The sequence below is a fragment of the Lactobacillus sp. ESL0225 genome (genome assembly GCF_003692905.1).
GTDB lineage: Bacteria > Bacillota > Bacilli > Lactobacillales > Lactobacillaceae > Lactobacillus > Lactobacillus bombicola.
On sequence record NZ_REHK01000010.1, the window covers coordinates 88,371 to 103,316 of the forward strand.

The 14,946-nt window shown below is 34.9% G+C and carries 15 protein-coding genes; 3 read left to right on the top strand and 12 right to left on the bottom strand.

The window, feature by feature from the left end:
• Window position 1 precedes the first annotated feature (1 nt).
• Window positions 2-568 (bottom strand): aminoacyl-tRNA hydrolase, encoded by a 567-nt coding sequence (pth, locus tag F5ESL0225_RS06510; protein WP_090092376.1) that lies wholly within the window; start codon window positions 566-568, stop codon window positions 2-4.
• Window positions 569-796: 228 nt separating this feature from the next.
• On the opposite strand from pth, the gene cbpA reads away from it, so the two are divergent.
• Window positions 797-1,504: a cyclic di-AMP binding protein CbpA gene (gene cbpA / locus F5ESL0225_RS06515; protein WP_090092378.1), complete on the top strand. Its 708-nt coding sequence runs from the start codon at window positions 797-799 to the stop codon at window positions 1,502-1,504.
• Window positions 1,505-1,549: 45 nt separating this feature from the next.
• Here cbpA and alr read toward each other — a convergent pair whose 3' ends face one another.
• The 7 genes from alr to rbsK form a co-directional block, all read right to left on the bottom strand.
• On the bottom strand, window positions 1,550-2,695 hold the full coding sequence (gene alr, locus F5ESL0225_RS06520; protein WP_122022158.1) for an alanine racemase: 1,146 nt from the start codon (window positions 2,693-2,695) through the stop codon (window positions 1,550-1,552).
• A gap of 1 nt (window position 2,696) precedes the next feature.
• Complete coding sequence (gene acpS, locus F5ESL0225_RS06525) at window positions 2,697-3,050, bottom strand: holo-ACP synthase (protein ID WP_122022159.1); 354 nt, start codon at window positions 3,048-3,050, stop codon at window positions 2,697-2,699.
• 75 nt (window positions 3,051-3,125) lie between these two features.
• A complete protein-coding gene (locus F5ESL0225_RS06530) occupies window positions 3,126-4,625 on the bottom strand; it encodes a DEAD/DEAH box helicase (protein WP_122022160.1) in 1,500 nt (499 codons plus the stop codon).
• A 9-nt stretch (window positions 4,626-4,634) separates the two neighbouring features.
• A complete protein-coding gene (murF, locus tag F5ESL0225_RS06535) occupies window positions 4,635-6,002 on the bottom strand; it encodes a UDP-N-acetylmuramoyl-tripeptide--D-alanyl-D-alanine ligase (protein WP_122048102.1) in 1,368 nt (455 codons plus the stop codon).
• A 120-nt stretch (window positions 6,003-6,122) separates the two neighbouring features.
• A complete protein-coding gene (locus tag F5ESL0225_RS06540) occupies window positions 6,123-6,371 on the bottom strand; it encodes a type B 50S ribosomal protein L31 (RefSeq protein WP_090092385.1) in 249 nt (82 codons plus the stop codon).
• 181 nt (window positions 6,372-6,552) lie between these two features.
• On the bottom strand, window positions 6,553-7,461 hold the full coding sequence (locus F5ESL0225_RS06545; RefSeq protein ID WP_122022162.1) for an L-lactate dehydrogenase: 909 nt from the start codon (window positions 7,459-7,461) through the stop codon (window positions 6,553-6,555).
• Between the two features lie 36 nt (window positions 7,462-7,497).
• Complete coding sequence (gene rbsK / locus F5ESL0225_RS06550) at window positions 7,498-8,409, bottom strand: ribokinase (RefSeq protein WP_122048212.1); 912 nt, start codon at window positions 8,407-8,409, stop codon at window positions 7,498-7,500.
• A gap of 210 nt (window positions 8,410-8,619) precedes the next feature.
• Between rbsK and F5ESL0225_RS06555 the strand changes: the two genes are divergently transcribed.
• Window positions 8,620-9,921, top strand: a complete 1,302-nt coding sequence (locus tag F5ESL0225_RS06555; protein ID WP_122048103.1) for an APC family permease — start codon at window positions 8,620-8,622, stop codon at window positions 9,919-9,921.
• 191 nt (window positions 9,922-10,112) lie between these two features.
• Window positions 10,113-10,736, top strand: a complete 624-nt coding sequence (locus F5ESL0225_RS06560) for a hypothetical protein (protein WP_122048104.1) — start codon at window positions 10,113-10,115, stop codon at window positions 10,734-10,736.
• Between the two features lie 265 nt (window positions 10,737-11,001).
• Here F5ESL0225_RS06560 and F5ESL0225_RS06565 read toward each other — a convergent pair whose 3' ends face one another.
• From F5ESL0225_RS06565 to F5ESL0225_RS06580, 4 genes are read right to left on the bottom strand one after another with little or no spacing between them, the layout of a single operon-like run.
• Window positions 11,002-11,487, bottom strand: a complete 486-nt coding sequence (locus tag F5ESL0225_RS06565) for a PTS glucose transporter subunit IIA (RefSeq protein WP_122022166.1) — start codon at window positions 11,485-11,487, stop codon at window positions 11,002-11,004.
• Window positions 11,488-11,502: 15 nt separating this feature from the next.
• Window positions 11,503-12,294, bottom strand: coding sequence for a DeoR/GlpR family DNA-binding transcription regulator (locus F5ESL0225_RS06570; RefSeq protein ID WP_147440877.1), 792 nt, complete (start codon window positions 12,292-12,294; stop codon window positions 11,503-11,505).
• A gap of 29 nt (window positions 12,295-12,323) precedes the next feature.
• Window positions 12,324-13,697 (bottom strand): PTS transporter subunit EIIC, encoded by a 1,374-nt coding sequence (locus tag F5ESL0225_RS06575; protein WP_122048105.1) that lies wholly within the window; start codon window positions 13,695-13,697, stop codon window positions 12,324-12,326.
• A 33-nt stretch (window positions 13,698-13,730) separates the two neighbouring features.
• Complete coding sequence (locus tag F5ESL0225_RS06580; protein ID WP_233551944.1) at window positions 13,731-14,684, bottom strand: sugar phosphate isomerase/epimerase; 954 nt, start codon at window positions 14,682-14,684, stop codon at window positions 13,731-13,733.
• Between the last annotated feature and the right edge of the window lie 262 nt (window positions 14,685-14,946).

The following is a 14,946-nucleotide window of genomic DNA, read 5'->3' on the forward strand; positions in this document are numbered from 1 at the left end:
ATCAATTATATTTATTCATCAAAAATTGGCAACCCTTACCAGTAATAAAATCAGTAATTACATCACTACTAATTTCAAAAGCATTATCCATTAATTTTTGTTGCTCCATACTAAATTTGGATAAAACCCACGAAATAACACTAGCTTCAGTAACATTAGCTGGATGTTTGATACCGATTTTGAGCCGGTTAAAATCACTAGTGCCAAGATCGCGAATGATACTTTTAATTCCGTTATGCCCACCAGATTTACCAGTTGCCCGAATTCTAATTTTTCCTAATGGTAGATCCATATCATCTTGTATAATCAAAACATCTTGTGCCTTAATTTTAAAAAAGTGGGCAAATTGGGCAACTGAGCGGCCAGATTCATTCATAAAAGTTTGTGGTTCAAGAAAAATAACATCTTCACCCTTAATAACTTGTTTAATATATCTGCCTTCAAACTTTTCGCGCTCAAGCTGAAGGGAACCTTGCTTTAAATAATAATCTAGCGCCATAAAGCCTGTATTATGCTTGGTACCATCATATTTTTTACCTGGATTTCCTAAACCAACAATTAATTTCATTAGTAATTCCCCTTACTTTTAATCGTATTAATGAATAGTATAGCCACCTCATAGGATAATTAATAAGCATACTTACATTTACATGTACATGTGAAATAAAAATCTTTTTTAATTATCCTGTACGTGCTAAACTCTATTTATCCAATATTTTAATTTTAATACTTATCTAATTAATATACTATTTATGTTATAATTATCTAGAACAATTTTTATAATGGAGGCAGTTTCATGCTTATTAAATCTTTAGTTATCAAAAAAGATTATCTAACAACAGTTAACGAACATGCTACATTAGCTGAAGCCCTGGAAACTTTAGAAGATTCGGGCTACAGATGTGTACCTATTTTAGATGATACTGGAACTATTTTTCGTGGAAATATTTATAAGATGCATATTTACCGCCATAAATCCCAAGGAAAAGATATGGATTTACCAGTAACACATCTACTTAAAAACGCAACTAAAACAATTAAAGTTAATTCACCATTTTTTAAAGTATTCTTCACAATAAAAGACCTACCTTACATCTCTGTTCTAGATGAAAGCGGTAAGTTCTATGGTATTTTAACACACTCTCGCTTATTAGACATGTTATCTGATGCATGGAATCTTAAAACCGGTTCGTATGTCCTCACCGTTTTAACCGATAATTCAAATGGTAATTTAGTAAAAATGGCAAAAATTATTAATAAATATTCTAATATCGCTGGAACAATGAGTTTAGATGCATCTACTGCTCAGCAAAGTCATAATTTCGTTCGCCGAATCTTATTTACTCTTCCGGCTGGTGTGAGTGAAGAAACACTGAAAACTATTGTTGGTAAATTAGAACATAAGGGTTACGTAGTTGCAGAAATTGAAGATTTACAAGCTGGCATGACCATTATGAGCGATGAAAATCCAGGAGTTTATCTCAATAAGCCAATTAATGATTAATTTCATTGACAAAAAAGACATTGCTTTTGCAATGTCTTTTTTTGATTAGCAATTCAATTGCCCGTAATATTTACGCGGTAAGCGATCATCTAATAAACAAGCTACTTCATAATGAATTGAATCAACGTAATCAGCTGCCGCCTTAATATTATTAGGAGCTAGTGGGTCATTAGAAATCAGCACTACTTCTGTACCCACGGGCATTTCATGAGGCAATCGCACCATTAATTGATCCATACATATTCGTCCCACAATTGGGCAATATTCGTTTCCTACTTTTATTTTAAAGCCCTGAAACTTACGAATAAAACCGTCAGCATATCCTACTGGTACCGTGCCAATTATTTGGTCACTAGTTGCAACATAAGTTGAACCATAGCCTACCCCCTGATTGGCATGAATGGTGTGCACCTGCACTAGTTCACTTTCAAATGAAAGGGCGGGTTTTAATTTAATTGTTAGTGACAAATCTGGACTAGTAGGATTTGAGGATGGATTCAAACCATAAATTCCAATTCCAAAGCGCACTAAATCGCTATGAACACCCTTATTAAAAACACTAGCTGCCGTATTATCCACGTGAATCCATTTGGGCTTTACTTTAAGCAATTTTTTTAAATGATTAAAGCGCTGAACTTGACTTTTAAAGTAAGTATCATCACTACTATCAGCTGAAGCAAAATGAGTAAATAGTCCTTCAACAAAAAAATTAGGATTATTTAATAAAAAATTATTAGCGTTGAGAAATTCAGCATCCTCACTAAAACCAATTCGCCCCATCCCAGAATCAATCGCCAAATGTATTTTAAGAACTAAATCTGCATTTTCTGCTACTAAGATTTTTTCTGCATCTTCTAACCACGCTAAATTGGGAACTGCTAGGGAAATATCATTAGCAGCAGCTAGCGAAACAAATTTAGGTGGTGTTACACCCAAGACTAGAATTGGCTGAACAATCCCTGCTTGACGTAACTCTAAGGCCTCATCTAAAATAGCCACGCAAAAACCACTCACACCAACTTTTACTGCCTCTTGAGCAACTTGTACAGCCCCATGTCCATACGCATTAGCTTTAACAACCGCAAACAATTTTTGCCCCGGTTCTAAATGTCTTATTTCTTCTTTTATATTTTGCCTAATAGCTGCCAAATCAACACAAACAGCAGCCGGACGATGTATTCCTGGAATCATTTTATTTCTCCAAAACAACTAATGTGACTATTTCATGATTGTCGTGGGTAATACTCGACCAAATTTTACCAGTAAACTTTGGTGAAGTTGTCACCGGATGCCCTACCTTATCCCACAGCGTTTCAACATCTTGTAATCCAATTTCTTTTCCAAGTCCAGTCCCCATGGCCTTAGAAAAAGATTCTTTTATTGAAAAACGACCACCTAAATATTCTACTTTTCGCTTATTAACCATCTTTTGATATTGAGCAAATTCCTTAGGCGTTAAAACTTTTTTTGCAAAAGAATCGCCCTTGGTCACAATTTTTGCCACACGTTCAACTTCAATAGCATCAATACCTACGCCTACAATCATTTTTTTACCTCATATAAAAAAGTATAATACAAAAAAAGAGTTGTACATCAGGCCAACTCATTATTTTGTAAATCATTAATCCTTTTTACTCTTAATCACAAAACTATGACTGCTATTTGCTTTATGTGAACGATCACCGCGATAATTACCATGTCCACGATTACCACCACGATAATTACTATGACCTCGGCTTCCACCACGGTAATTACCACGGCCGCGACTTCTGTTTCCGCTGCGACGCCCGTCGCCACCCTTATATGGTAATGGCTTTTGGGAACTGATTTTGACTTCAACATTAGAAGAATCTTTTGATAAATTCTTAAGTAAGGCACTTGCTAAATCAATAGCCGAATAATTTTCTAATAACTCAGCAGCATCAGCAGCATATTTAGTCAAGTCTTCCTTTAGCAAATCCTCAACCTTAGTCTTAGCAAGTTTCAACTGGCCTCTTAAAGCTTCATCATCTGAAGGTGGAGCAAGCGGGGTCATCTTCTTCTTGGTTAATTGCTCAATTGTTCTCATATAGCCCAATTCATTTGGTGTAACAAAGGTAATAGAGCTCCCATTTTGACCAGCCCGACCCGTACGTCCAATACGGTGGACGTATGAATCTGGATCCTGCGGAATATCATAGTTGTAAACGTGCGTTACGCCTGAAATATCTAACCCACGCGCAGCAACATCGGTAGCAACTAGAATATCAAGTTTACTAGCTCTAAAGCGTTTTAAAACACTTATTCTTCGTGCCTGTGATAAATCGCCATGAATTCCAGCTGCATTATAGCCGCGGGCTTGCAAGCCTCGTGTAACCTCATCAACACGTCGCTTTGTTCGCACAAAAACCACTGCTAAATCAGGACTTTCAACATCAATTAACCGACACATAATGTCAAATTTTTCAGAGTCTTTTGCTCTAACATAATATTGATCAATCAAATCAGCAGTTAGTTCCTTAGTCTTAATTCGGACTATTTCTGGATTATCCATAAACTTTTCACTAATATTCATAATTGGCTTAGGCATAGTTGCACTGAAAAGTAAAGTCTGCTTGCGATTTTTAACATAACTTAAAATGCTTTCAATGTCTTGAATAAAACCCATATCAAGCATTTCGTCAGCTTCATCTAAAACAATAGTGTTAACATCTGCTAAATTAATTGTCTTACGCTTTAAGTGATCGAGTAGTCTTCCGGGGGTACCAACTAAAATCGCTGGTACATGATTCTTAAGTGAACGAATCTGTCTACTAATGTCCGCCCCACCATATACGACCTGCACACGGGCACGTTCATCACGTCCTAAGCGAAAAAGCTCTTCTTGCGTCTGAATTGCCAGTTCACGAGTCGGTTCAATAATTAAGGCTTGAATTACCTTCTTATCTTTGTCTAAATTTTGTAAGATTGGTAAAGCAAAAGCAGCAGTCTTACCTGTTCCTGTTTGTGCTTGACCAATTACATCCTTGCCTGCTAAAGCAAGGGGAATTGTCTCTTCCTGGATTGGTGTCGCTTCTTCAAAGCCTGAACGTTTAATAGCTTTTAAAAGCTCATCATTTAATCCTAATTCCGAAAATTTCACTAAATTCTCCTATCTAAGCCGCTCTAGTACCTTTTCCAGATGCATGCCATGCGATCCCTTAAGAACAACTATATCATGCGGCTTAATATCATTTTTCAAATCAGCAATCATGTGCTGCATCTGATCTTTTGTATAATAATGCAAATGCTCATCGGAATATATTCCCTTGAGAACATTTGCTAAATTCTTCATTTCTGAGCCAAATAAATATACTTCATTTATTACTTGTGGGTCAAGACAATCCGCTAATTTAGCATGGAGACTATCCGACTGTTGCCCCAATTCTAACATATCGCCTAAAACGGCAATCCGTCTGCTATCTTTTGGTACTTCAATTTGACCAAAACTAGTTAAAACAGCACGTACAGCTGTCGGGTTTGAATTATAGACATCGCTCATAATGTCTTCGCCTACATCGCCTTTTTCCCACTCCATTCGGTTAGCAGTAGGCGTAAAGCCAGCCAAAGCAGCTGCAATTTCTTCATCACTTTCACCAAAATAACGCCCTACACACAAAGCCGATAGTGCATTAGAAACATTATGTTTACCAATCATGGGAATAGTAAATTGATTATCAGAATTGTTAACCGTAAATGTAGCATGACGCTTATAACTTCGATAACCTGTCATATAAACTGTATCATTTTTTGCTAGGCCAAAGGTAACTTTTGCTTGGTTAATTTTCTTAGCTCGCGCTTGCAAAAGCGGTTCATCACCGTTATAGATAAGTTCGCCGTCTTCACGCAAAAAATCAGTAATTTCCATCTTCGCATCAGCAATTGCTGCCCGCGAGCCTAAAAATTCAATATGGGCTTCCCCAATCATTGTAATTACAGCAACATCCGGATGAGTAAGCTCACTTAATAAATGTAATTGCCCTGCATGATCCATTCCCATTTCCAAAACCAGAATCTCTGTATTAGGTTTCATTTCCAAAATAGTCATTGGCACACCAATTTCGTTATTAAAGTTCCCATCAGTCTTATGAACGTTAAACCTTTTAGCCAAAACAGCTGAGGTCATATCTTTGGTAGTAGTTTTGCCATTAGAACCAGTTATTCCAACTACAGTTGGATTAACTTTATTAAGATAATACTGTGCTAGCTGTTGCATACTAGTTAAAGGATCTTCAACTTCTAGAATTGCAATATTATTAGGCTTATTGGGGTGACCCTTTTGCCATAAAGTGGCACTGGCCCCATTGTTGATTGCGCTATCAATGAAGTCATGTCCGTCCCTTTCTCCTTTCAATGGGACGAATAAGCCGCCAGCTGTAATTTTTCTTGAATCAAAGACAACAGAAGTAATAACAGTTTGCTCGTTGCCCTCACAAGTTGAATTAATTGCCTTGGCAATTTCTGCCAGTTGCATTTTCATCTATTTTTCTCCTAGCTAAAAAGAAATTTGGGTAAAGCATCCTAATCCAATTTTAAATAAGCCATAGGCTTTACATAAAAAAGCAGCCCCAATGGGACTGCTTCCACCAGATCAAAGATACTACTTCTCTTTCATACCATACTTCTTGTTGAATTTTTCGATTCGACCATCGGCCTGAGCAAACTTTTGCTTGCCAGTGTAAAATGGATGAGAATCTGAAGTGATTTCAACCCGAATTAATGGATAAGTCTTACCTTCGTAATCTACTGTTTCTTTTGACTTTACAGTTGAACCTGCAACAAATTTAGCACCTGTTGCTGAGTCCATAAAGACAACTTCTTGGTAATCTGGATGAATGCCTTGTTTCATGTTTATTACTCCTTTGCCATGGCTTTATTGCAAACCATAGATTAATCGATTAACGCTAAATACAATAACATTTTTAATGTTAAATTTCAAGCCTTAATAATTATAACAGGCTTAGTAATTTAAAACAATGATTCCTAGATTTAGGATCACATAACTATTAGATATTTTTGCTCACTATAAATTATGCTTGCGATTTTTCTTTGATTGTTTCAGCAGATTTTTGTAGCAATTCCTCTTCTGCTGCTGTTAGTTTTAAGTTAATTTTAGCAACTATTCCTTCTCGCCCAACAACAGCTGGATAAGACATATAAGTGTCATATTTTTCTTGAAAACTCGACACTGGTAATTCTGTGCGTGCATCAGTTAAAATTGTCCGAACAATTCTAACAGCCGCAGCTGAAACACCATAATTAGTATAACCCTTACCGTTAAAAACCGTAAAACCCCCTTCTTTAATTTCATTATCAAGATCCTCTACTCGCCAAGATCCATCTTGTGTAAATTCAGAAATTGGTTGCTGCAAAACTTTTACAGTCGACCAAGCTGTAAATTGTGAATTGCCATGCTCACCTAAAGCAAAACCACTTACTGAACGCGGATCAACATCAAATTTTTGCGCTACTACTTTTTTCATACGTGCAGTATCAAGTAAAGTACCTGTTCCAATCACATGTTCTTTAGGTAATCCCGTTAATTGTTGATATAGATTAGTAATTGCATCGACTGGATTAGATATAACTAACAAAATTCCATTGAAGCCACTCTTTTTGATTGCATCAGTAATTGGCTTCAATTGTTTTTTATTGAATTCTAGTTCTTCAAAACGATCGCCTTTAGTTTCAAGCGAAATCCTGCCTAAGGTGCTAATTACAATTTGAGCATCTTTTAAAGCTGAGTAATCATTAACCTTAATATTTACGTGATTGGGCAAGTTAGCCATAGCATCTTCAAAGTCAACTGCATCAGCTTTGACCTTTTTTTCATTAACATCAATCATTACTAAATCATCAACTAGTTCTGAAATGATCAATTGATGTGCTACAGTACAGCCGACATGACCATCACCAATAATTCCAATCTTTGTTGTCATAATACCTACCTCTTTTTCTTTGCTTAATAACTTTACTTAAATTTTTTCGATTTCTTTAAGATAAGGAATTGAAGGCTGTGCACCATATCTTTGAACAGTGAGTGACGAAGCTTTATTAGCAAAATTGATTGCATTACTTAAGTTAACTAAATTGGGTTTAAGAGTACTTGCCAGTGCTCCAATAAAGGTATCACCCGCAGCAGTGGTATCGACAGCCTTGACTTTATATGCTGGAACTAACCCACTCTTAGACTGAAAATCATAAAAAGCTCCCTTGGAGCCAATAGTGATAATGACTGTAGCCACACCTAGCTGATGTAATTTTTCAGCAGCTTTTTTAGCACTAGCTTCATCAACAACCTGTACATTAGTAATTGTAGCAGCTTCTGTTTCATTAGGAATAATTATATCTGTTAATTTAAGCAATTCTGAAGGGATTTCTTCCATTGCAGGAGCAGGATTTAAAATGGTTTTAATCCCAGCTTGATGAGCTATTTCAAAAGCTGTAATAGTGGCCGCAATTGGCGTCTCAAATTGAGCCACAACAAAATCGCTATCAGTGAGTAATGATCTATTCTGACTAACATAATTTTGGTCAAAGCGATAATTGGCACCAGAATATATTGTAATTGAATTCTGCCCAGCATCATCAACAGTAATGTAGGCTTGCCCCGTTGATTCTTGGTCAACTATCATAACTCCACTTGTATCAATCTTTTCCTGTTTAAGTGCGGCAAGCAATTCCTTACCTGGTGCATCATTACCAACAGCACCAATAAATTTCACAGTACAACCAGCTCGAGCTGCTGCAACTGCTTGATTAGCACCCTTCCCACCGGCAGCAGAATAGTGATCTTTAGCATGGATTGTTTCGCCAGGTTTTGCCATCCGCTTTACTCGTAGATTAGTATCAAAATTAAGGCTACCGACTACTGTAACTTTACTCATTTTTTCTCCTTTATACATATAAAAGAAAGATCATCAACATTATTTCCTCCAAATAATAACACGTAATTGCCTTCAAGTATGCAAGAAGTAAATATTTTCTATTTCCTTTAAGTTTATTAATTATCTTTTACAAATAATCTTTTTATTTTGCAAACCTTATCCTATAATTACAATGATAAATTTAATTTTGATTTAATAAGGTATTGAACAATGAAAAGACAATTAAACTTCTTTGCAGCTTTGGCAACCGTCATGGGGACAATGATTGGCGGTGGTGCTTTTTTTAAAATTGCTAATACTTCTACACTTACCCATAACCCTTGGCTGAGTATTCTTGTTTGGCCACTTGCTGGATTTATCACGCTGATGGCGGGCTTAAGCATCGCCGAATTAGCTGCAATTTTCCCTGAAGAAGGTGGTCCGGTTAAATACCTCGAAAAAATTTATGGTCCCAAAGTTGCTTTTTTATTTGGTTGGTCATTAATTATTATCTATTATCCAGCTAACATTGGCGCTTTAACTATCGTTTTTGCAACTCAACTTAAAGCAATTCCTGGCTTTAGTCACCTTTCAATTACAGCAATTGCACTGATTGTCATGCTTATAATTCTTGCTATTAATTGGCTTGGTTCTAAATTAAGTGGACAAGTTCAAAAAATTGCTTTGATAATTAAATTAATTCCCATTCTAGCTATCATTGTATTAGCCGTCATTAGCAATCAAAACCATTTAGTTTCAGCTCCTCGACCACAAATTTCATCTGCAAGTGGTGCTGTTGCCTTTGGCCAAGCTTTGTTAGCAGTTTTATTTGCTTACGACGGTTGGTTAAGCATTGGTAATTTGGCTAGTGAGATTAAAAATCCAGCCAAAACACTTGCTAAAGCAATCATTTGGGGATTATTTGGGGTAACTGTCATTTATACCTTGCTTAATTGGAGCTTCATCAAAATACTTCCTTGGAAACTAATTGTGGGCAATCAAGCAACGGCGCTTTTGACGTCGCAACAGTTGTTCGGCAATTTTGGGAGTATCATTATTAGTTTTGGAATTTTAGTTTCAATTTTCGGAGCAATTAATGGTCACCTGCTGTTAGGATCAAGGATGCCATATGTTCTTGGAAAAGAAAACAAATTACCTGGTGCCAAATTTTTTGGCACCCTAAATCAAAAAACAGCAGTACCCACAAATAGCATGCTGTTTGAGTGTTTGGTCGCGACCATTATGATTTTTTCCGGAACTTTTGACTCACTAACTGATATGCTAGTTTATGTTTCTTGGATTTTCTCAATCCTATTATTTATTGGCGTTATGCTCTTACGAATTAAAAAGCCTAACCTCCAGCGGCCATATAAGACTCCCTGGTATCCACTACCACCTATTCTAGCTATTAGTGGCGCTGGCTTTATCGTCATTAGTACCACCCTTACCCAACCCATTTTAGCTTTAATCGGTATTTTACTCACTCTGAGTGGCTGGCCTGTGTACCTTTATGTCCAGCATCAAAATAAATAGAAGTAATTGGAGCTATTTTTATCTAGTTAATTACTCCCTGTCCGCTAAATTTTATAATTTTACAAAAATTGGTAAGAAATCTTACTTTCTGTAATCATAACTTAACAATTAATTTACAATCCTTAATATGTTCTGTGTTAAAATACATAGGTATTTATACATAGGTATTTATTAATTAGAGAGGTAAAGTTATGAAATTTAATAAAAAAATAGTTACCCTTGCTGTAGCAGGTATTACTGCCGTTTCCCCAATTATTAGTCAATCTGCACTTGTTTTAGCTGATACTACTAATCAAGTAACTAACAATACTGCAAAAACTGATGCCAATACTGCAACTACTGACAATTCAAAGGCTAGTCAAGACAACAAGGTAACTGCACCTAACGCTGATGCACAAAAGCCTAAAGAAGACAACAAAGTTGTTGCGCCAAACCCGAATGCTGATGCACAAAAGCCTAAAGAAGAAGCCAAGACTAAAGAACCAAAGGCTAAGTTAATTAAAACTAATGCCAAATGGTCCAAAAAGCATAAAGCTGCCAATAAATATTACAATGCTGCTATCAAGAAGGGACGCAAACTTTCTAAGTTAAAGCGTTTAAACCTATATACTGATACTTTGAAGCACTTTTCTAAGAATCATGCTAGTTATGCTAAAAAATATCGTGCTTATTTAAAAGCAGAAATTAACTGGTTAAAGCCAATTGTTGAAAAGGAACAACAAGCTAAAATTGTTAATCCACTACCTGATGTACCAACTGATCACCCAGTAGATACACCAAGCAAGACGGACAAAGCTCCTGAAAACAAAAAATAATTTTTTAGTTAAATAGATTTTAGAGCAATATTCTTCATTATGATAATGAAGAATATTGCTTTTTATTATCTTAACAATTCAATTCACATAAAAAAGATAGCTATAAAATAAATTAAAGCTAGCCTCACATTAGTTAGACTTAATATTAGTGACTGCGCTAACTATTTTTATTTATATTTTAAAAAAACAAAAAGCTTAGAAATATTAACAATTTCTAAGCTTTTTATATCTGTTCATTAAAAAAATATTAAGCTTATTATTGATACTATAGTGATTCAAGCACAACTTCGCCTGCATTAATTAGTGAGCCGTACTCAGGAACCGGAACTATTTCTCTGTCAAACCCTTTAGTAAATACAACTATCGTAGTTGGATCATAACCTTGTTTTTCAAAAAAATCTGGTTTAATTTTAATCAAAGGTTGCTTCTTAGTTACTTTATCTCCTTGATTTACAAGTAGCTCAAATCCCTTTCCATTAAGGTTAACAGTATCTAACCCAATGTGTATTAAAATTTCTAATCCTTGTTTACTCTTTAAACCAACTGCATGCTTCGTTTCTGGAATCATAATTATTTCTGCATCAATTGGAGCAACTACTTCAGCTGTATCACCACTAGGGATAACTGCAAAACCATCACCCATCATTTTTTGCGAAAATATATCATCTTTTACATCAGTTATCTTTACTAACTTACCTGAAATTGGAGCAACTATTTCAGCTTTTACTTTTCTGGAAAATAACTTAAACACATTTATCCTCCCTTTTTACGACTTAAAAGTCTTAGGAACTATCATCTGCGTACCCTCAGCAATTTCACTATCAAACTGATCAGAAATCAAAGTTGCCTCCTTTAATTGTAAAGCACTCACTGTTGATGTCACACCAAACTTACTGCTATCGCATAAAATATAAGATTGAATCGACCGTTGACTAATTATTCTTTTTTTAGAAGATTCTTCAATTGATGGTGTCATATAACCTGTTTCAACATTTACACCACTAATGCCAAAAAAGGCTTTGTCAAAATGTAAATCTTTTAAGGTTGCCTCGGTTAAGGAACCAGTCAAAGACGAGGTAAAACCATTATAATTACCGCCAATTAAAACAACATCAGCAACTAAATCACCTAAAATACTACAAACCTGTGTATTAGTAGTATAGATAACAACTTTTCTATTAACTATTTGCTTTAAAAGAAGTGTACACGTCGATCCTGAATCAATATATATCGTGTCATGATCTTGAATAATGCTTGAAGCTAATTTACAAATTTCTTCTTTTTCTTGTAAATGCATCGTTGCTTTTTTTATAAAAGATATTTCACCAATCTTTGATACTAGCTGAATCGCTCCACCAAAAAGGTACTCAATCTTTTCCTTTTTTTCAAGAACTTTAATATCTCTTCTTAACGTAGATAATGATACTTCAGGAATTTGTTGATGCAATTCATCAAGTTTAATCATCTTATTATTTTTTAAAATTGTTAAAATTTTGTTTTGTCTCTCAACAGGTAACAAATATTTTTCTCCATAACTAATACTTAATAACTCTTTCACTTCCTTTCAATTATACTATCAAAAATTTTCTACGCCAATTTTTCTTCTCTACTTGTAACTAAGAACCCTAGAACTATACCTACTACTGTAGAAATCCCAAGTCCAATCATTGCATTAATAAAATTGCCACCTGATTTAGAGATAAATGCTGGAAAAGTAGTTACACTACCAAATACAAATGCCGTAGTAAATACTTTAGTTAAACCAAGATAAGCTCCACCAACTGCTCCAGCTATTATTTGTGCTAACCAAATCTTTCGGTTTTTAACTAACAAACCAAATAAAGTTGGTTCAATAATTGCCGATAAACAAATTGTAATGACACCAGTTATAGAGAAATTTTTTAATTCTTTATCTCTCGTTTTTAACCAAACGCCAAAGGCAGTACCAATAACAGCAAAATTGCAAGCAAACGTCAACGGGCAAATATAATCAAATCCTTTAGTAGCAATATTATTAATCATGATTGGATTAACCGCCCAATGAATACCAAAAGATACTAAGAAACTCCACCCGCCACCAACTACAATGCCACAAAGAATTGGGGCATTTTTAATTAGCCAATTGACAGCATCACCGACAATTTGACCGCCGTATACTCCCAATGGGCCAATAACAATTACTGTTAATGGAACCATTATTAATAAAGAAATTAAAGGTGTAATAACTAACTGTAAATTTTCTGGAACATGCTTTTCCAGCCATTTATATAGGTATGAATATGCCCAAATGGAAATCAAAATTGGCACAACTGTTGAGTTATAATTCATTAAAACTACGGGTATTCCCATAAAAGATGACATCGCACCATTACCATGATTACCCATCAGCTGGATAAAATCTGGGAATAACAAGGCCCCCGCAATTAAAGCACCAATATATGGACTGACTTTAAATCGATTAGATGCGGAAAAAGCTAATAGAATTGGCAAGAAATAGAATACTGCCTTAGAAGCAGCAGTTAAAATCACAAAAGTACCACTTTTTTGACTTACTAATCCTAGCTGGCTACTCAAAAGTAATAATCCATATAAAATTCCTGAACCTGCCAATGCCGGTAATAATGGAGCAAATATTCCCGCAATAGCCGTAAACAAATTATTTATCCAATCTTTTAAACCATGAATTTCTGGTTTAGTTTCAACGTTTGTATTTCCTGAACCGTTCACTAGACTTTCAAAGGCATCGTATACTTTAGGAACATCAAGACCTATTAAAACCTGATATTGACCACCTCCACGGGCAACATTTATTACCCCATCAATTGCTTTAACCTTAGTATCATCTACATTGTCGTTTTTCAAAGTCAATCTTAGTCTGGTAGCGCAATGTGTCATATTTGTGATATTTTTTGATCCACCTACTGCTTGAAGTATTCCCTGCGCAGTTTTTTTATAATCCATAGATTTGCACCTTCTTACTTACAAATTAGAAATCTATTTTTGTAAAAATTCGAGCATTAAATTTCTTGCCTTCACTCCATCATTAGAGTCAATAACCTGCTGAATTTTATCCATACCTATTTGATCAAGTAAATCTAATAAATACTTGAGCATTTCAATATTTGATTTTGTTTCATCTGAAGGATCTTCTCTCACAGGTTCTGTATCAAAGTAAATCATGCCGTCAAAATTATATTTTTTCATATAATATAAAAATTCAAGTGTCTTAAAAGGCGTTACTGTACCAACCATTAATCCGTCATCATGCACTCCGTATCCATCATTTAAGTGGACGCCAAAAAGTTGTTTTCTACTACAGAATAGTGCAGTACCCATTGCTGGATTTTCATGTTTCATCAACATGTGGCAATAATCTAGTAAAACTCCAAAATTTTTGCGGTTAATATCATGGAGCATCATTTCTACTATTCCCATACTATCAACGAAAGCATAGCCACGAGGTTCATATGGCTTATATTCAATACTCCATCTAATGTCAGGAGCATAATCTGCAACTTCTTGACACGCTTTGACAATTCTATTCCAATATTCAACGTAATCTATTTGAAAACTATAATCAAAGCCATCATGCGCACTCCAAATATTAATCATTGATCCACCAATTGCATGGCAATAATCTGCGGCTTCTTTACACATTTTGATGGCATCTTGATAAAGTTTTTCATCTGGATTACCCAAATCTCCAGTCAAATAGTGTGTTTCAAAACGCATCTCCATTCCATTTGGCTGTAGATTATGTTTATCAAGCATCTCTTTCATATGTTCTGGAGTAATGCCAAGAGTTTGTTGTGGAAAATTAATATCAACATAGTTGATACCTACTTTTTCTAATTGTTCAAAGACTTTTTCCAGATCATTATTATAGTGGGGTAGATATGCATTTAATCTTGTAGCTAATTTTAATTCCATGTGATAGATTCCTTTCATTTCATCTTATCCATAATTGTTATCGTTTACATTTTCAATTATAATCAATAATTTTCATATTTCAATAATTATTTTTCATATTTTTTCAAAAAATTACAAAAAAATATCATGAATTGCAAAACAGACACGCTAGTTATTAATTAACTTTTCTTTTTATTTGGTTAATCCTCCTTGATATTTTTTGAGCAAACGTTTTCTCTAATTTAAATGATATATTAGCATGCTTTTTTAATTTGTCAACCATCAACCTAAATAGCAATTA